This window comes from Micromonospora marina (genome assembly GCF_900091565.1).
Taxonomy (GTDB): Bacteria; Actinomycetota; Actinomycetes; order Mycobacteriales; family Micromonosporaceae; genus Micromonospora; species Micromonospora marina.
Genome location: NZ_FMCV01000027.1, coordinates 48,376 through 65,283, shown reverse-complemented (window position 1 = coordinate 65,283; position 16,908 = coordinate 48,376). Strand labels below are relative to the sequence as shown.

Genomic DNA, 16,908 nt, shown 5'->3' with positions numbered 1-16,908 from the left:
GACTAGGCTGCCGGCGATGGACGAGGTGACCCGGATCCCGGTCGGCGGCGAGCGGCCGTACGACGTGCTGGTGGGACGTGACCTGCTTGACCCGTCGCCGGCGCTGCTGCCCGGCGCCGAGCGGGTGGCCTTCCTGCACGCGCCGCCGCTCAAGGCGCTCGCCGACAAGCTCGCCGACGGCGTCCGCGAGGGCGGCGTGACGCCGCTGCTGATCGAGGTGCCCGACGCCGAGGCGGGCAAGCACGTCGACGTGGCGGCGGCCTGCTGGGACCGGCTCGGCGACGCCGGGTTCACCCGTACCGACGCGGTGGTCGGGGTGGGCGGCGGCGCGGTCACCGACCTGGCCGGGTTCGTCGCGGCCACCTGGCTGCGCGGGGTGCGCTGGGTGCCGGTCGCCACGTCGCTGCTCGGCATGGTCGACGCCGCGGTGGGCGGCAAGACCGGCATCAACACCGCGGCCGGCAAGAACCTGGTCGGCGCGTTCCACCCGCCGGCCGGTGTGCTGGCCGACCTGGCGACGCTGGACAGCCTGCCCCCGGCCGACCTGGCCGCCGGGATGGCCGAGGTGGTCAAGTGCGGGTTCATCGCCGACCCGGTCGTCCTCGACCTGGTCGAGGACGACCCGGCCGCCGCGCTGGACCCGGCCGGGCCGGTGCTGCGGGAACTGGTCGAACGCGCGGTCCGCGTGAAGGCCGACGTGGTCGCCGGGGACCTGCGCGAATCCGGGGTACGCGAGGTGCTCAACTACGGGCACACCCTCGCCCACGCGATCGAGAAGGTGGAGGGCTACCGCTGGCGGCACGGTCACGCGGTGTCGGTCGGCCTGGTCTACGCGGCCACGCTGGCGCGGCTCGCCGGTCGGCTCGACGCGGAGGGCGCCGACCGGCACCGCCGGGTGCTGGCCGCGCTCGACCTGCCCACCGGCTACCGGGCCGACGCCTGGCCGGAGCTGCTCGCCGCGATGCGGGTGGACAAGAAGGCCCGGGGCAGCCGGCTGCGGTTCGTGGTGCTCGACGGGCTCGCCCGCCCGGCGATCCTGGAGGCGCCGCCGGACGACCTGCTCGCCGCCGCGTACGAGGAGATCAGCTCGTGAGGGTGTACGTGCTCAACGGGCCGAACCTGGGCCGGCTCGGCATCCGCCAGGTCGACGTGTACGGGGTGACCGGGTACGCCCAGCTCGTGGCCGACTGCGAGCGGCACGGCCGGGAGCTGGGCCTGGACGTGGTGGTGCGGCAGACCGACGCCGAGCACGAGATGCTCGCCTGGCTGCACGAGGCGGCCGACGAGGCGGCGGCGGTGGTGCTCAACCCGGCCGCCTGGTCGCACTACTCGATCGCGGTGCGGGACGCCTGCGCCATGCTGCGCGGCCCGCTGGTCGAGGTGCACATCTCCAACATCCACGCCCGGGAGGAGTTCCGGCACCACTCGGTGGTTTCCGCGGTCGCCACCGGCGTGATCTGCGGCCTGGGCGTGGACGGCTACCGGCTGGCCCTGCACCACCTGGCTCAGCGTGCGAGTCCGATTCGACAGAGCGAGTAGACTTGCACGGTCTGTCCGCCAATTGATGATCAAGGCAGGAAATGGCCTCCACCAACGACCTGAAGAACGGCCTGGTACTCAACCTGGACGGCGAGCTGTGGGCCGTCGTCGAGTTCCAGCACGTCAAGCCCGGTAAGGGTGGTGCCTTCGTGCGCACCACGCTGAAGAACGTGCTGTCCGGCAAGGTGGTCGACAAGACCTTCAACGCGGGCACCAAGGTCGAGACCGCGACCGTCGACAAGCGCACCATGCAATACCTCTACGCCGACGGTGAGGACTACGTCTTCATGGATCTGGAGACGTTCGACCAGATCACCGTCCCCGGCGGCACCGTCGGTGAGGCCGCCAACTACCTCCTTCCCGAGGCCGAGGCGACGGTCGCCACCCACGAGAGCGTGCCGCTGTACATCGAGCTGCCGACCTCGGTCGTGCTCGAGGTCACCTACACCGAGCCGGGCCTGCAGGGCGACCGCTCGACCGGCGGCAACAAGCCGGCCACCGTCGAGACCGGCGCCACCGTGCAGGTGCCGCTGTTCATCACCACCGGTGAGAAGATCAAGGTCGACACCCGCGACGGCCGTTACCTCGGCCGAGCCTGATGGCCGAGGGCCCCAAGCAGCAGATGCCGGCGCGCCGCAAGGCGCGCAAGCGGGCGCTGGACGTGCTCTTCGAGGCCGATCTGCGGGACCGCCCGCCGGTCGAGGTGCTCGCCGGTTATCTGGAGCGGATCGAGCAGCCGCGCCCCGACCACCTCGGCTACGCGGTCGGGCTGGTCGAGGGCGTGGCGGCGCACCTCGACCGGATCGACGAGACGATCGCCAGCTACGCCGAGGGGTGGACGCTGGAGCGGATGCCGGTGGTCGACCGCAACCTGGCCCGGATCGCCGTGTACGAGCTGCTCTACGTCGACGAGATCGACGACGCGGTGGCGATCAGCGAGGCCGTGGAGCTGGCCCGGCAGATGTCGACCGACGACTCGCCGCGCTTCCTCAACGGCATCCTCGGCCGCATCGCCGAGTACGCCACGCGCTGACGCGCCGCAACGAGAAAGGGCCCGTGCCGACCGGCGCGGGCCCTTCGTCGTACGGGGATGTCAGGACGCGAAGAACGCCCTCGGGTCGGCGACCAGCACGCCGTGCTCGGTCAGCCGCTCGATCAGGCCCGACGGTGAGGCGTCGTAGACGATCGCGAGGGCGCGCAGGTCGTCCGCGCGGATCGAGAGCACCCGGCCGTTGTAGTCGCCGCGCTGCTGCTGGATGGCGCGCGCGTAGCGGGCCACGTACGCGAGGTCCTCGGACGCCTCGTCGTAGAGCCGCTCCAGGTCCAGGACGATCTTGCTGGTGGGCTCGTGACGCACCCCGCTGCCGTCGGGCAGCAGCTCCGAGACGGGAACGCGGTAGAAGTCGGCCAGCTCCGCCAGGCGGGACACGGTGACGGCGCGGTCGCCGCGCTCGTACGAGCCGACCACCACGGCCTTCCACCGCCCGTTCGACTTCTCCTCCACCCCCTGCAGGGACAGGCCCTGCTGCTGGCGGATGGAGCGCAGGCGGGCGCCCAGCGACTTGGCGTATTCAGAGGGCATGCGGACACTCCCAGTGCTGTTCGGGTTCCCCGAGCTATCGCTACGGAGCGTGACGGTACGGGGATTGCGACACGTGGTCAAGTGTTGCCGTCCACCGGGCCCGCCACCCTCGTGTGGCTTGTCCCCATTTCTCCGGGGCTGACCAGCAGGTCAGGACCGGCGGCGGGCGGCCCGGTGACCGCTGGTAACGTGGCGTGAAGCCCCGGTCCGGGCCCTCGCGGGCCGGCCGGAGCCGACCAGACGTCCTTTAACGACCCGTCCCGTGAGGCGGGGAAGGAGGTCCGCCGTGGCCTACCCACCGGCTGCCCACCCGTCGCCGCCACGACAACCCTCGGTGAAGGTGATCCTCGCCGCAGCGGACGTGTCGCGGGTGGTCGACCGCATCGCCCACCAGATCCTGGAGAAGACCCAGGGCGCCGCCGGCACCGTGCTGCTGGGCATCCCCACCCGGGGCGTGCCGCTGGCCCACCGCCTCGCCGCCCGGATCAGCACCTTCGAGGACGTGACAGTCCCGGTCGGCGTGCTCGACATCACGCTCTACCGCGACGACCTGCGCCGGCACGCCACCCGCGCGGTCGGCCCGACCGACCTGCCGCCCGGCGGGATCGACGGCAAGCGGGTCGTCCTCGTCGACGACGTGCTGTTCTCCGGCCGTACCGTGCGGGCCGCGCTGGACGCGCTCAGCGACGTCGGCCGCCCGGCGTCCGTGCAACTCGCGGTCCTGGTCGACCGCGGCCACCGCCAGCTGCCGATCCGCGCCGACTACGTCGGCAAGAACATCCCCACCGCGCTGGCCGAGAACGTCAAGGTCACCCTCGCCGAGACCGACGGCACGGACGAGGTCAAGTTGTACGGGGGTACACCCGCATGATCCGGCACCTGCTCTCCGGCGCCGACCTGGACGCCGGCACCGCCACCCTGGTCCTCGACACCGCCGCGGAGATGGCGACGGTGGCCGGACGCGAGGTCAAGAAGCTGCCCGCACTGCGCGGGCGCACCGTGGTCAACCTCTTCTACGAGGACTCCACCCGTACCCGGATCTCGTTCGAGGCGGCCGCCAAGCGGCTCAGCGCCGACGTGATCAACTTCTCCGCCAAGGGCTCCAGCGTGGCCAAGGGGGAGAGCCTCAAGGACACCGCGCTCACGCTCCAGGCCATGGGCGCGGACGCGGTGGTCGTCCGGCACCCCGCCTCCGGCGCCCCGCACCGGCTCGCCGAGTGGGTGGACGGATCGGTGGTCAACGCCGGTGACGGCACCCACGAGCACCCCACCCAGGCGCTGCTCGACGCGTACACGATGCGGTCCCGGCTGGGCCGCCTCGACGGCCTGCACGTGGCGATCGTCGGCGACGTGCTGCACTCCCGGGTGGCCCGCTCCAACGTGCTGCTGCTGTCCACGCTGGGCGCGAAGGTGACACTGGTCGGCCCGCCCACGCTCATCCCGGTCGACATCGCCGCCGCCCTGGCCCCCGGCACCGACGTCTGTTACGACCTCGACGCCGTTCTCCCAGATGTGGACGTGGTGATGATGCTGCGGGTGCAGCGCGAGCGGATGGGTGACTCCTACTTCCCGTCGGCCCGCGAGTACGCCCGCCGCTACGGGCTCGACGGGCCGCGCATGCGCCGGCTGCCCGGGCACGCGCTCGTCATGCACCCCGGCCCGATGAACCGGGGCATGGAGATCACGCCCGAGGTGGCCGACTCGCCCCGCTCCACCATCGTCGAACAGGTCGCCAACGGGGTCTCCGTGCGGATGGCCGTGCTCTACCTGCTGCTCGGAGGGAACAACCGGTGACCACGTACCTCATCACAGGCGTCAGCGTCGTCGGCGGCGAGCCGACCGACCTGCTCATCCGCGACGGCGTGGTGGCCGAGGCGGGCCGCGGGCTCGCCGCGGACGGCGCCACAGTCGTCGACGCGACCGGCCTGGTCGCGCTGCCCGGCCTGGTCGACCTGCACACCCACCTGCGCGAGCCCGGCCGGGAGGACGCCGAGACGGTCGAGTCCGGTTCCCGGGCGGCGGCGCTCGGCGGCTACACGGCGGTGTGCGCGATGGCGAACACCTCCCCGGTGGCGGACACCGCGGGCGTGGTGGAGCAGGTCTGGCGGCTCGGCCGGGAGGCCGGCCTGGTCGACGTGCAGCCGATCGGCGCGGTCACCGTCGGGCTGGCCGGCGAACGCCTGGCCGAGCTGGGTGCGATGGCCGACTCGGCCGCCGGCGTGCGGATCTTCTCCGACGACGGGCACTGCGTGTCGGACCCGCGGCTGATGCGCCGGGCGCTGGAGTACGTCAAGGCGTTCGACGGCGTGATCGCCCAGCACGCCGAGGAGCCCCGGCTGACCGAGGGCGCGCAGATGCACGAGGGTGAGGTGTCCACCCGCCTCGGCCTGACCGGCTGGCCGGCCGTCGCCGAGGAAGCGATCATCGCCCGGGACGTGCTGCTGGCCGAGCACGTCGGCAGCCGCCTGCACGTCTGCCACGTCTCCACCGCCGGCAGCGTCGAGGTGCTGCGTCAGGCCAAGACGCGCGGGGTACGGGTCACCGCCGAGGTGACGCCGCACCACCTGCTGCTCACCGACGCCAAGGCGGAGAGCTACGACCCGGTCTTCAAGGTCAACCCGCCGCTGCGCACCGCCGCCGACATCGCCGCGCTGCGGGAGGCGCTGGCCGAAGGCGTGATCGACGTCATCGCCACCGACCACGCCCCGCACGCGGTGGAGGACAAGGAGTGCGAGTGGGCGTACGCCCGGCCGGGCATGCTCGGTCTGGAGACGGCGCTGTCGATCGCGCTCGACGTGTTCGGCCCCCGCTGGGACCTGATCGCCGAGCGGATGTCCCGCACGCCGGCCCGGATCGCCGGGCTGGCCGGGCACGGTCTCGACCCGGCGCCCGGCGTACCGGCCAACCTGACACTGGTCGACCCGGCCGCCCGCCGCGTGATCGAACCGGCGGAGCTGGCCAGCCGTAGTCGCAACACCCCGTACGCCCGCATGACGCTGCCGGGTCGCATCGTGGCGACCTTCCTGCGCGGCGAGCCGACGGTCCTGGACGGAAAGGCTGTCAAGTGATCCGAGCGAGGAACGTAGCGGAGCGGAGTCCCGCAGTCCGGATCGAAGGAGACCCAGTGATCCGAGCGAGGAACGTAGCGGAGCGGAGTCCCGCAGTCGCGAACGAAAGGCGGGCACAGTGAAACGACGTCCCGCGATTCTCGTCCTGGAGGACGGGCGCACGTTCCACGGCGAGGCGTACGGCAGCGTCGGGGAGACCTTCGGCGAGGCCGTGTTCAACACCGGTATGACCGGTTACCAGGAGACGCTCACCGACCCGTCCTACCACCGGCAGGTGGTGGTGCAGACCGCCCCGCACATCGGCAACACCGGCGTCAACGGCTCCGACGACGAGTCCGGCCGGATCTGGGTGGCCGGGTACGTGGTGCGCGACCCGGCCCGGATCAGCTCGAACTGGCGGGCCACCGGCGGCCTGGAGGACCGGCTCGCCGCCGAGGGCGTCGTCGGCATCAGCGGGGTGGACACCCGGGCGCTGACCCGGCACCTGCGTGAGCGCGGCGCGATGCGGGTCGGCATCTCCAGCGTCGACGACGACCCGGCCGCCCTGCTGGAGCGGGTGCGCCGCTCGCCGCAGATGGTCGGCGCGAACCTGTCCGACGAGGTGACCACCGCCGAGCCGTACGTCGTGCAGGCGCAGGGCGAGCACCGGTTCACGGTGGCCGCGGTGGACCTGGGCATCAAGCGCAACGTGCCGCGGCGGCTCGCCGCCCGCGGCGTCACCACCCACGTGCTGCCCGCCGGGTCGACGATCGAGGATCTGCTCGCCACCGGCGCGGACGCTGTCTTCTTCTCGCCCGGCCCGGGCGACCCGGCGACCGCCGACGGCCCGGTGGCGCTGGCCCGGGAGGTGCTGACGCGGCGGATTCCGCTGTTCGGTATCTGCTTCGGCAGCCAGATCCTCGGCCGGGCGCTCGGCTTCGGCACCTACAAGCTGGGGTACGGCCACCGCGGCATCAACCAGCCGGTGCTCGACCGGGCCACCGGCAAGGTCGAGGTGACCAGCCACAACCACGGCTTCGCGGTGCAGGTGCCGGGTGCCGGGGACGGCGCGGTGGTGCCGGATCAGGTGATCCAGACCGAGTTCGGCGGTGTCCGGGTGTCACACGTCTGCCTCAATGACAACGTGGTCGAGGGGCTGCGGGCCGTGGACGTGCCCGCCTTCACCGTCCAGTACCACCCGGAGGCGGCGGCCGGCCCGCACGACGCGGACTACCTCTTCGACCGCTTCGCCGAGCTGATCGAGGGCGGCGGCCTCGACCGGAAGCAGACTGAGGGGCGCGACAATGCCTAAGCGGACCGACCTCAAGCACATCCTGGTGATCGGCTCCGGGCCGATCGTGATCGGACAGGCCTGCGAGTTCGACTACTCCGGCACCCAGGCCTGCCGGGTGCTGCGCAGCGAGGGGATCCGGGTCAGCCTGGTCAACTCCAACCCGGCGACGATCATGACGGACCCGGAGTTCGCCGACGCCACGTACGTCGAGCCGATCACGCCTGAGTTCGTCGAGCTGGTCATCGCCAAGGAGCGCCCCGACGCGCTGCTGCCGACGCTCGGCGGGCAGACGGCGCTGAACACCGCTGTCGCCCTGCACGAGGCGGGCGTGCTGGAGAAGTACGGCGTCGAGCTGATCGGCGCGAACATCGGGGCGATCAACCGGGGCGAGGACCGGCAGCTGTTCAAGGAGATCGTCGCCAAGGCCGGTGTACGGCTGGGGCTGGCGGATCCGGCGGCGCTGGTGCCGCGGTCGCGGGTCTGCCACTCGATGGACGAGGTCCGTGAGACGGTCGCCGAGCTGGGCCTGCCGGTGGTCATCCGGCCGTCGTTCACCATGGGCGGCCTCGGTTCCGGCATGGCGCACACCGACGAGGACCTGGAGCGGATCGCCGGTTCGGGCCTGGCGGCCAGCCCGGTGCACGAGGTGCTCATCGAGGAGAGCGTGCTCGGCTGGAAGGAGTACGAGCTCGAACTGATGCGCGACCGCCACGACAACGTGGTGGTGGTCTGCTCGATCGAGAACGTCGACCCGATGGGTGTGCACACCGGCGACAGTGTCACCGTCGCCCCGTCGATGACGCTCACCGACCGGGAGTACCAGCGGCTGCGCGACCTCGGCATCGCGGTGCTGCGCGAGGTCGGTGTGGACACCGGCGGCTGCAACATCCAGTTCGCGGTGAACCCGGCCGACGGCCGGATCGTCGTGATCGAGATGAACCCGCGCGTGTCGCGCTCCTCGGCGCTGGCGTCGAAGGCCACCGGCTTCCCGATCGCGAAGATCGCCGCGAAGCTCGCCATCGGCTACACGCTCGACGAGATCCCGAACGACATCACGCTGAAGACGCCCGCCGCGTTCGAGCCGACGCTCGACTACGTGGTGGTGAAGATCCCCCGGTTCGCGTTCGAGAAGTTCCCCGGCGCGGACCCGGAGCTGACCACCACGATGAAGTCGGTGGGCGAGGCGATGAGCCTGGGCCGCAACTTCACCGAGGCGCTGAACAAGGCGATGCGCTCGATGGAAACCACATCGTCCGGTTTCTGGACGGTCCCCGACCCGGAGGGCGCCACCAGGGAGAACACCCTCGCCGCGCTGCGCACGCCGCACGACGGCCGGCTCTACACCGTCGAGCGGGCGCTGCGCCTCGGTGCGTCGATCGCCGAGGTGTCCGAGGCGTCCGGCGGCATGGACCCGTGGTTCCTGGACCAGATCGCCTCGCTGGTCGAGCTGCGCGCCGAGATCGTGGACGCGCCGGTGCTCGACGCCGGCCTGCTGCGCCGGGCCAAGCGGGCCGGCCTGTCCGACCGGCAGCTCGCCGCGCTGCGTCCCGAGCTGGCCGCCGAGGACGGCGTCCGAACGCTGCGGCACCGGCTCGGCGTCCGCCCGGTCTACAAGACGGTGGACACCTGCGCGGCCGAGTTCGAGGCGACCACGCCGTACCACTACTCGACGTACGACTCGGAGACCGAGGTGGCGCCCTCGGCCCGGCCGAAGGTGCTCATCCTGGGCTCCGGGCCGAACCGGATCGGGCAGGGCATCGAGTTCGACTATTCGTGCGTGCACGCGGTACAAGCGCTGCGAAGCGCGCCGATCGGCACAGCCGCTGCGTCCGGTTCCGGCGCCGAAGGCGCCGGTTACGAGACCGTGATGGTCAACTGCAACCCGGAGACCGTTTCCACCGACTACGACACCGCGGACCGGCTCTACTTCGAGCCGCTGACGTTCGAGGACGTGCTGGAGGTCTGGCACGCCGAGGACTCCTCCGGCAGGGAGGCCGGCGGTCCGGGCGTCATCGGGGTGATCGTGCAGCTCGGCGGGCAGACGCCGCTGGGCCTGGCGCAGCGGCTCAAGAACGCCGGGGTGCCGATCGTCGGCACCTCCCCGGAGTCGATCCACCTGGCCGAGGAGCGCGGCGCGTTCGGCGCGGTGCTGGCCCGGGCCGGGCTGCGCGCGCCCGCGCACGGCATGGCCACCTCGTACGACGAGGCGAAGACGATCGCCGACGAGATCGGGTACCCGGTGCTGGTCCGCCCCTCGTACGTGCTCGGCGGGCGCGGCATGGAGATCGTGTACGACGACGCCACGCTGCGCGACTACATCGGCCGGGCCACCGCCATCTCGCCGGACCGGCCGGTGCTGGTGGACCGGTTCCTGGACGACGCCATCGAGATCGACGTGGACGCGCTGGTGGACGCCGACGGCGACGTCTACCTGGGCGGCGTGATGGAGCACATCGAGGAGGCCGGCATCCACTCCGGCGACTCGTCCTGCGCGCTGCCGCCGATCACCCTGGCCGGCTCGCACCTGGCCCAGGTGCGGCACTACACCGAGCAGATCGCCCGCGGCATCGGGGTGCGCGGCCTGCTGAACGTGCAGTACGCGTTGCAGGGCGACATGCTTTACGTGCTGGAGGCCAACCCGCGCGCCTCCCGGACCGTACCGTTCGTCTCGAAGGCCACTGCGGTGCCGCTGGCGAAGGCGGCGGCCCGGATCGCGCTCGGCGCCACCGTCGCGCAGCTGCGCGCCGAGGGCATGCTGCCGCCCACCGGCGACGGCGGCACCATGCCGGCCGACGCGCCGATCGCGGTCAAGGAGGCGGTGCTGCCGTTCAAGCGGTTCCGCACTCCGTCGGGCAAGGGCATCGACGTGCTGCTCGGCCCGGAGATGAAGTCCACCGGCGAGGTGATGGGCATCGACACCGGCTTCGGTCAGGCGTTCGCCAAGTCGCAGGCCGCCGCGTACGGGTCGCTGCCGACCGCCGGGAAGATCTTCGTCTCGGTCGCCAACCGGGACAAGCGCGGCATGATCTTCCCGATCAAGCGCCTGGCGGACCTGGGCTTCGAGATCGTGGCCACCAACGGCACGGCCGAGGTGCTGCGCCGGCACGGCATCGCCTGCGAGCAGATCCGCAAGCACTACGAGTCGGGTGAGGGCGCGGACGCGGTCTCGCTGATCCTCGGCGGGGACGTGGCGCTTGTGGTGAACACGCCGCAGGGCTCCGGCGCGAGCGCCCGGTCCGACGGGTACGAGATCCGCAGCGCGGCGGTGAGCGCGGACATCCCGTGCGTCACCACCGTCCCCGGCGCCGCCGCAGCGGTCATGGGCATCGAGGCGCGGATCCGGGGTGACCTGAAGGTCCGCCCGCTGCAGGACCTGCACGCCGCCCTGCGGGCGGGCGAGTGACAGCGCGCCGCCACGCGTCGATCATGAGGTTGGCGGCCGATATGGAGATCCACATCGCCGCCACCCTCATGATCGACCGGGCCGGTGCCCGGCAGGGGGGTGGGGCGTGATCTTCGAGAAGGTGGTGCGGCCCCGGTTGTTCTCGCTCGCGGGCGGGGACGCGGAGGGTGCGCACGAGTGGACGCTGGCGCGGCTGGCCGCGGTGTCGCGGCAGCCGGCGGTGCTCGCGGCGCTGCGGGCGGCGTACTTCCGGCCGGCACCACGCACCGTGTTCGGGGTGCGTTTCCCCAACCCGGTCGGGCTGGCGGCCGGCATGGACAAGAACGGGCTCGCGTTGCCGGCCTGGCCGGCGCTGGGCTTCGGCTTCGTCGAGGTCGGCACCGTGACCGCGCACGCCCAGCCGGGCAACCCGCGGCCCCGGCTGTTCCGGCTGCGCGACAGCGAAGCGGTGATCAACCGGATGGGCTTCAACAACGCGGGCGCGGCGGCGCTCGCGGGCCGGCTGGCCGCATCGCCGCGCCCGCTCGGCGTGCCGCTGGGCATCTCGCTCGGCAAGTCCAAGGTGACCCCGCTGGACGAGGCGGTCGAGGACTACCTCGCCTCGTACCGGGCGCTCAAGGACCACGGCGACTACTTCGCGGTGAACGTGTCCTCACCGAACACCCCCGGGCTGCGGTCGCTTCAGGACCGGTCCCATCTGGACGCGTTGCTCGCCGCGCTGGTGGGGGAGAAGCCGGTGCTGGTGAAGATCGCCCCGGACCTGACCGAGCCGGCCGTGGCCGAGCTGCTGGAGGTGTGCCTCGACCGGGGCGCGGCCGGGCTCATCGCCACGAACACCACGCTGGCCCGGGACGGGCTCGCCCCGGCCGACCGGGAACGCGCCGCCGAGGCCGGCGGGCTGTCCGGCCGTCCGCTGACCGCCCGGGCCCGGGAGATGGTCGCCTTCGTGCACCGGGAGACCGGCGGCCGGCTGCCGGTGATCGGCGTGGGCGGCATCCTGCATCCCGACGACGCGACGCGCATGTTCGACGCCGGGGCCGCCCTGCTCCAGCTCTACACCGGCTTCATCTACCGGGGCCCGTCCCTGACCCGGGCCATCACAACCCGAACCTGACCCGCGCGATCTTGCACTTCCGGCCCCGGCGTACCGCCCCGTTCCGGGCGCGTCCGGGGCGGCAACTGCAAGATCGCGGGGGAGAGGGGCGAAGGAGGAGACGTGACGCCCGAGGAGATCCTGGCGGCCGACCGGCGGCACGTGTGGCACCCGTACGCCCCGATGCCCGCCGCCGCGGCGCCGTACGTCGTCGACAGCGCTGCGGGGGTGCGGCTGCGGCTCGCGGACGGGCGGGAGCTGGTCGACGGGATGTCGTCGTGGTGGGCGGCGATCCACGGCTACCGGCACCCGGTGCTCGACGCCGCGGTGACCGGCCAGCTCGCGCGGATGAGCCACGTCATGTTCGGCGGGCTCACCCACGAACCCGCCGTACGCCTGGCGCGCACGCTCGTCGAGCTGACCCCGGACGGCCTGGAACACGTCTTCCTGGCCGACTCCGGCTCGGTGAGCGTCGAGGTCGCGGTGAAGATGTGCCTGCAGTACCAGCGGGCGCGGGGACGCCCGCAGCGCCGCCGGCTGGGCACCTGGCGGGGCGGGTACCACGGCGACACGTTCCACCCGATGAGCGTGTGCGACCCGGAGGGCGGCATGCACCACCTCTGGGGCGACGTGCTGCCCCGGCAGGTGTTCGCGCCGGCGCCGCCGCCCGGGTTCGACGCGACGCCGGATCCGGCGTACGAGGCGGCGCTGGTGGACGCGGTGGAGCGGCACGCCGGCGAACTGGCCGCGGTGATCGTGGAGCCGGTCGTCCAGGGCGCCGGCGGGATGCGCTTCCACCACCCGCACTATCTGCGTGTACTGCGCGAGGTGACCCGCAGGCACGGCATCCTGCTGGTGTTCGACGAGATCGCCACCGGCTTCGGCCGGACCGGCCAAATGTTCGCCGCCGAGCACGCCGGCGTCACCCCGGACGTGCTCTGCGTCGGCAAGGCGCTCACCGGCGGGTACCTGACGCTCGCCGCGGCGCTGTGCACGCCCGAGGTGGCGCGGGCCATCTCCGCCGGCGGAGTGCTGGCGCACGGGCCGACGTTCATGGGCAATCCGCTCGCCTGCGCCGTCGCCAACGCCTCGGTGGACCTCCTGCGGGCCGGGGACTGGGCGGGACGGGTGGCGGGCGTCGCCGAGGGCCTGCGGGCCGGCCTGGCGCCGTTGCGGGACGCGCCCGGCGTGGCCGACGTACGCGTGCTCGGCGCGATCGGGGTGGTGCAGCTCGACCACGAGGTGGACCTGCCCCGGGCCACAGCCGCCGCGGTGGCCGAGGGGGTGTGGCTGCGCCCGTTCCGGGATCTCGTCTACACGATGCCGCCGTACGTCTGCGACGCCGCGGACGTGGCGCGGATCGCGGCCGGGGTGGCCGCGGCGGTCAAGGCCGGCTGAGTCCGGCCGGGTTCGACAGGGCGCGACGGGAGGCCCGTCGCCGGACACGCCAGGCGGACCGGAGCCGCCGGGAGAGGGAGAGACGCATGGAGACGTTCGGCGCCCGTCTGCACCGGGCCGTGGCGGAACGAGGACCGCTCTGCGTGGGGATCGACCCCCACCCCGGGTTGCTGACCGCCTGGGGCCTGTCCGACGACGTGGCGGGCCTGGAGCGGTTCTGCGTCACTGTGGTGGAGGCGATCGGTGACCGGGTGGCCGTGGTCAAGCCGCAGTCGGCGTTCTTCGAGCGCTTCGGCGCCCGGGGTGTCGGGGTGCTTGAGTCAACTATCCGACAGTTGCGAGATTTCGGAGCGCTCACTCTGCTCGACGTCAAGCGTGGTGACATCGGCTCGACCGTCGCCGCCTACGCGTCGGCGTACCTCGATCCATCCAGCCCGCTGTATGTCGATGCGGTCACCGCGAGCCCCTACCTGGGAGTAGGTTCGCTCGCCCCGATGTTCTCCACCGCCGCCGAGCACGGGGGCGGGGTCTTCGTCCTGGCGCTCACCTCCAACCCGGAGGGCGCCTCCGTGCAGCGCGCCGTGGGTGCCGACGGGCGCACCGTCGCGCAGACCGTGATCGACGAGATTTCCCAGCTCAACCGGGGTGCGGAGCCGCTCGGCAGCTTCGGTCTGGTGGTCGGTGCGACAGTCGGCGGGACGGGTCACGATCTGGGCTCGGTGAACGGTCCGCTGCTCGCGCCGGGGCTGGGCGCGCAGGGCGGAACGCCCGCCGGATTGCGTACCGTGTTCGGCGCCGCGCTGCCGTCGGTGCTGCCCTCGTACTCCCGGGAGGTGCTCGGCGCGGGCCCCGACCCGGCCGACCTGCGGGCCGCCACCGAGCGGGTGCTGGCCGACTGCCGGGCCGCCCTGGGTGCGGCGGACTGACTGACGGCTCGGTCACTTTAGGTTGATCATCGCGCGCCCACGTTGCCGAAATCTCCGTTGACCGCTAGTTTTCCCCGCGCTGGGAACCACGGACCCCTTTGGTTGCCAGCGACACCACGTTTCACAGATGCGGTGGGGCGCTCAGCCCGCCGTACTAGGGACCTGAGGAGAACTGGTGCCGCTCCCGTCACTGACCCCCGAGCAGCGCGCTGCCGCGCTGGAGAAGGCCGCGGAGATCCGCAAGGCCCGCGCTGAGCTGAAGGAGCAGCTCAAGCAGGGCAAGACCACCCTCGCCACCGTCCTCGCGCGGGCCGAGTCCGACGACGTCGTGGGCAAGCTGAAGGTTTCGGCCGTGCTCCAGGCGATGCCGGGCATCGGCAAGATCCGGGCCACCCAGATCATGGAGAAGCTCAAGATCGCGGACAGCCGTCGCCTGCGCGGCCTCGGCGAGCAGCAGCGCAAGGCGCTGCTCGGGGAGTTCGCCGCCAACTGAACGGCCCGCCGTGTAGAAACAAGCGGTGAGCACGGATGACGAGGCGCGCTCGGCGGCTCGGCTCACTGTCCTGTCCGGTCCCTCCGGGGCCGGCCGGAGCAGTGTCGTCGGGGCGGTCCGGGCGCGCCTTGCTTCTGTCTGGGTGCCGGTGGTCGCCACCACCCGCCCGCCCCGTCCGGACGAGCGCGACGGCGTCGACCGGGTCTTCCTCGACGCGCCCGGCTTCGACCGGCTGATCGCCGCCGGGGAACTGCTGGAGTGGTGCCGGATCGGGCCGTACCGCCGGGGGGTGCCCCGGGCCGGGGTGCGGGCGCGGCTCGCCGAGGGACGGCCGGTGCTGCTGCCGCTGGACCTGGCCGGCGCGCTGGCGGTACGGGCGGCGGCGCCCGGTGTGCGGCTGGTGCTGCTCGCGCCCCCGGCGTACCGGGCCGACCCGGACGTCGCGGCCGTCTTCGCCCACGCCGTGGCACACGACCGCACCGAGCGCGCCGCGGCGGAGCTGGTAGGATTGCTCGGTTCGTCCTTCCTGGCTCCGGCCCGACCGCCCGCGGGCGGCGCACGAGACGCAGAGGTTTAATTCGTGGGATCCATCGCCACCAACCCCGAGGGCATCACCAACCCGCCGATCGACGAGCTGCTCGAGAAGACCACCTCGAAGTACGCGCTGGTCATCTTCGCCGCCAAGCGCGCCCGTCAGGTCAACGCCTACTACAGCCAGCTCGGTGAGGGCCTCCTGGAGTACGTCGGCCCGCTGGTGGAGACCACCCCGCAGGAGAAGCCGCTCTCCATCGCCATGCGCGAGATCAACGCGGGCCTGCTCACCGCCGAGCCGACCGATCAGCCGTAACCGCGCCCGCGCCGATGCCCGCCGAGATCGTCCTCGGGGTCGGCGGCGGCATCGCCGCCTACAAGGCGTGTGAGCTGCTCCGGCTCTTCACCGAGTCGGGTCACCGGGTCCGGGTGGTACCGACCGCCTCGGCGCTCCGCTTCGTCGGGGCGCCGACCTGGGCGGCGCTGTCCGGCCGGCCGGTCGCCGACGACGTCTGGTCCGACGTGCACGAGGTGCCGCACGTGCGGCTCGGGCAGCACGCCGACCTGGTCGTGGTCGCACCGGCCACCGCCGACCTGCTCGCCAAGGCCGCCCACGGCCTGGCCGACGACCTGCTCACCAACACGTTGCTGACCGCGCGCTGCCCGGTGCTGCTGGCCCCGGCCATGCACACCGAGATGTGGGAGCACCCGGCCACCGTCGCGAACGTGGCCACGCTGCGCTCGCGGGGCGTCCGCGTGATCGAGCCGGCCGTCGGCCGGCTCACCGGGCGGGACACCGGCAAGGGCCGGCTGCCCGACCCGGCGGAGATCTTCGCGGTGGCCCGCCGGGCGCTGGCCCGCGGCGCCGGGGCCGAGGCGGACCTGGCCGGCCGGCACGTGGTGGTCACCGCCGGGGGCACCCGCGAGCCGCTGGACCCGGTCCGGTTCCTGGGCAACCGGTCGTCCGGCAAGCAGGGGTACGCCTTCGCCCGCGCCGCAGTGGCCCGGGGTGCCCGGGTCACGCTCGTCGCGGCAAACGTGGCGCTGCCCGACCCGGCCGGGGTGGACCTGGTCCGGGTGGGCACCACCGAGGAACTGCGCGACGCCACACTCGCGACGGCATCCGACGCGGACGTCGTGGTGATGGCCGCCGCCCCCGCCGACTTCCGGCCGGCCGGCTACTCCACCGGGAAGATCAAGAAGTCCGACGACGGTGTCGCGCCGACCATCGAGCTGGTCACCAACCCGGACATCGCCGTCGAGCTGGGGCGGCGTCGCCGGCCCGGACAGGTGCTGGTGATCTTCGCTGCGGAGACCGACGACGCGGAGGCCAACGGCCGGGCCAAGCTGGTCCGCAAGGGGGCCGACATGATCGTGGTCAACGAGGTCGGCGTGGACAAGGTCTTCGGCGCCGACACCAACGCGGCCACCGTGATCGGCGCCGACGGCGGTGTGCACCGGCTGCCCGAGCAGCCCAAGGAGGCCCTGGCCGACGCCGTCTGGGACCTCGTCTGTCGGCGGCTGCCGTCGCGTTCCTGACGGTTGGTCGACCCGCGTTCATCGGTTCACGGCGCAACGATGGAGACTAAACTGCCGCCGAGC

The 16,908-nt window shown here is 72.6% G+C and carries 17 protein-coding genes; 16 read left to right on the top strand and 1 reads right to left on the bottom strand.

The window, feature by feature from the left end; translation table 11 throughout:
- The first annotated feature begins 16 nt into the window (after positions 1-16).
- From aroB to nusB, 4 genes are read left to right on the top strand one after another with little or no spacing between them, the layout of a single operon-like run.
- Positions 17-1,093 carry a 3-dehydroquinate synthase gene (gene aroB, locus GA0070215_RS24830; RefSeq protein ID WP_091050427.1) on the top strand — a complete coding sequence of 359 codons (1,077 nt, stop codon included), beginning with the start codon at positions 17-19 and terminating at the stop codon, positions 1,091-1,093.
- Positions 1,090-1,539 carry a type II 3-dehydroquinate dehydratase gene (gene aroQ, locus GA0070215_RS24825; RefSeq protein WP_091050424.1) on the top strand — a complete coding sequence of 150 codons (450 nt, stop codon included), beginning with the start codon at positions 1,090-1,092 and terminating at the stop codon, positions 1,537-1,539. Before aroB ends, aroQ begins: the two co-directional genes overlap by 4 nt.
- Positions 1,540-1,580: 41 nt before the next feature.
- Entirely contained in the window at positions 1,581-2,138 is a 558-nt protein-coding gene (efp, locus tag GA0070215_RS24820; RefSeq protein WP_018785069.1) for an elongation factor P, read from the top strand.
- A 23-nt stretch (positions 2,139-2,161) separates the two neighbouring features.
- Positions 2,162-2,572: a transcription antitermination factor NusB gene (gene nusB / locus GA0070215_RS24815; RefSeq protein ID WP_174361785.1), complete on the top strand. Its 411-nt coding sequence runs from the start codon at positions 2,162-2,164 to the stop codon at positions 2,570-2,572.
- 60 nt (positions 2,573-2,632) lie between these two features.
- Here nusB and bldD read toward each other — a convergent pair whose 3' ends face one another.
- Entirely contained in the window at positions 2,633-3,121 is a 489-nt protein-coding gene (bldD, locus tag GA0070215_RS24810; protein WP_013285505.1) for a transcriptional regulator BldD, read from the bottom strand.
- 286 nt (positions 3,122-3,407) lie between these two features.
- Between bldD and pyrR the strand changes: the two genes are divergently transcribed.
- From pyrR to coaBC, 12 genes are all read left to right on the top strand, one after another.
- Positions 3,408-3,992 carry a bifunctional pyr operon transcriptional regulator/uracil phosphoribosyltransferase PyrR gene (gene pyrR / locus GA0070215_RS24805; protein ID WP_026267800.1) on the top strand — a complete coding sequence of 195 codons (585 nt, stop codon included), beginning with the start codon at positions 3,408-3,410 and terminating at the stop codon, positions 3,990-3,992.
- Positions 3,989-4,915 carry an aspartate carbamoyltransferase catalytic subunit gene (locus GA0070215_RS24800; RefSeq protein ID WP_091050421.1) on the top strand — a complete coding sequence of 309 codons (927 nt, stop codon included), beginning with the start codon at positions 3,989-3,991 and terminating at the stop codon, positions 4,913-4,915. Before pyrR ends, GA0070215_RS24800 begins: the two co-directional genes overlap by 4 nt.
- Complete coding sequence (locus GA0070215_RS24795) at positions 4,912-6,189, top strand: dihydroorotase (RefSeq protein WP_091050417.1); 1,278 nt, start codon at positions 4,912-4,914, stop codon at positions 6,187-6,189. The genes GA0070215_RS24800 and GA0070215_RS24795 overlap by 4 nt, the downstream gene beginning before the upstream one ends.
- A gap of 118 nt (positions 6,190-6,307) precedes the next feature.
- Positions 6,308-7,480: a glutamine-hydrolyzing carbamoyl-phosphate synthase small subunit gene (gene carA, locus GA0070215_RS24790; protein ID WP_018785073.1), complete on the top strand. Its 1,173-nt coding sequence runs from the start codon at positions 6,308-6,310 to the stop codon at positions 7,478-7,480.
- Positions 7,473-10,865 (top strand): carbamoyl-phosphate synthase large subunit, encoded by a 3,393-nt coding sequence (carB, locus tag GA0070215_RS24785; RefSeq protein ID WP_091050414.1) that lies wholly within the window; start codon positions 7,473-7,475, stop codon positions 10,863-10,865. The genes carA and carB overlap by 8 nt, the downstream gene beginning before the upstream one ends.
- Positions 10,866-10,971: 106 nt before the next feature.
- Positions 10,972-11,979 (top strand): quinone-dependent dihydroorotate dehydrogenase, encoded by a 1,008-nt coding sequence (locus tag GA0070215_RS24780; RefSeq protein WP_091050410.1) that lies wholly within the window; start codon positions 10,972-10,974, stop codon positions 11,977-11,979.
- Positions 11,980-12,081: 102 nt separating this feature from the next.
- A complete protein-coding gene (locus GA0070215_RS24775; protein ID WP_091050406.1) occupies positions 12,082-13,356 on the top strand; it encodes an adenosylmethionine--8-amino-7-oxononanoate transaminase in 1,275 nt (424 codons plus the stop codon).
- A gap of 86 nt (positions 13,357-13,442) precedes the next feature.
- Positions 13,443-14,282 (top strand): orotidine-5'-phosphate decarboxylase, encoded by an 840-nt coding sequence (pyrF, locus tag GA0070215_RS24770; protein WP_091050402.1) that lies wholly within the window; start codon positions 13,443-13,445, stop codon positions 14,280-14,282.
- Between the two features lie 175 nt (positions 14,283-14,457).
- Complete coding sequence (gene mihF, locus GA0070215_RS24765; protein WP_018785079.1) at positions 14,458-14,775, top strand: integration host factor, actinobacterial type; 318 nt, start codon at positions 14,458-14,460, stop codon at positions 14,773-14,775.
- Between the two features lie 25 nt (positions 14,776-14,800).
- Positions 14,801-15,352 (top strand): nucleoside/nucleotide kinase family protein, encoded by a 552-nt coding sequence (locus GA0070215_RS24760; RefSeq protein WP_026267801.1) that lies wholly within the window; start codon positions 14,801-14,803, stop codon positions 15,350-15,352.
- Positions 15,353-15,355: 3 nt separating this feature from the next.
- Positions 15,356-15,622, top strand: coding sequence for a DNA-directed RNA polymerase subunit omega (gene rpoZ, locus GA0070215_RS24755; RefSeq protein WP_013285517.1), 267 nt, complete (start codon positions 15,356-15,358; stop codon positions 15,620-15,622).
- Between the two features lie 14 nt (positions 15,623-15,636).
- Entirely contained in the window at positions 15,637-16,845 is a 1,209-nt protein-coding gene (coaBC, locus tag GA0070215_RS24750; RefSeq protein ID WP_091050397.1) for a bifunctional phosphopantothenoylcysteine decarboxylase/phosphopantothenate--cysteine ligase CoaBC, read from the top strand.
- Positions 16,846-16,908: the final 63 nt, after the last annotated feature.

Excerpts from the sequence above, each read along its gene's own strand:
- aroB (WP_091050427.1), top strand. The coding sequence starts at position 17 with ATGGACGAGGTGACCCGGATCCCGGTCGGCGGCGAGCGGCCGTACGAC.
- nusB (WP_174361785.1), top strand. The coding sequence starts at position 2,162 with ATGCCGGCGCGCCGCAAGGCGCGCAAGCGGGCGCTGGACGTGCTCTTC.
- carB (WP_091050414.1), top strand. The coding sequence starts at position 7,473 with ATGCCTAAGCGGACCGACCTCAAGCACATCCTGGTGATCGGCTCCGGG.
- GA0070215_RS24800 (WP_091050421.1), top strand. The coding sequence starts at position 3,989 with ATGATCCGGCACCTGCTCTCCGGCGCCGACCTGGACGCCGGCACCGCC.
- bldD (WP_013285505.1), bottom strand. The coding sequence starts at position 3,121 with ATGCCCTCTGAATACGCCAAGTCGCTGGGCGCCCGCCTGCGCTCCATC.
- coaBC (WP_091050397.1), top strand. The coding sequence starts at position 15,637 with ATGCCCGCCGAGATCGTCCTCGGGGTCGGCGGCGGCATCGCCGCCTAC.
- pyrF (WP_091050402.1), top strand. The coding sequence starts at position 13,443 with ATGGAGACGTTCGGCGCCCGTCTGCACCGGGCCGTGGCGGAACGAGGA.
- efp (WP_018785069.1), top strand. The coding sequence starts at position 1,581 with ATGGCCTCCACCAACGACCTGAAGAACGGCCTGGTACTCAACCTGGAC.